The 384-nt window shown below is 63.8% G+C and carries 1 protein-coding gene; it reads left to right on the forward strand.

Annotation, left to right across the window (positions count from 1 at the left end; translation table 11 throughout):
- Positions 1–384, forward strand: a 384-nt coding sequence (gene yjgA, locus QWI17_RS00085) for a ribosome biogenesis factor YjgA (protein ID WP_302720475.1), incomplete at both ends; no start/stop codon positions are given.

The following is a 384-nucleotide window of genomic DNA, read 5'->3' on the forward strand; positions in this document are numbered from 1 at the left end:
GGCCCGCCTGCCGTTGACCGACGAGCTGCGCAAGGCCCTTGCCGAGGCCAGCAAGCACACTGCTCATGGTGCGCGTAAACGCCACATGTCGTTCGTCGGCAAGCTGATGCGCGTGCAGGACCTGGATGCCATCCATGCCCTGCTCGAGCAGATGGACAGCTCGACTCGCCAGTACAACGAACGCTTCCACGGCCTGGAGCGCTGGCGCGACCGGTTGATCGACGGTAACGACGAAGACCTTGAACGCTTCGTCAACGAATACCCCGACACCGATCGCCAGCAACTGCGTTCGCTGGTGCGCCATGCCCAGCACGAGAAGGCGCGGAACAAACCGCCGGCCGCCGCGCGCAAGGTGTTCAAGTACATCCGCGACCTCGACGAGTT

This window comes from Gilvimarinus gilvus, from assembly GCF_030518155.1.
GTDB lineage: Bacteria > Pseudomonadota > Gammaproteobacteria > Pseudomonadales > Cellvibrionaceae > Gilvimarinus > Gilvimarinus gilvus.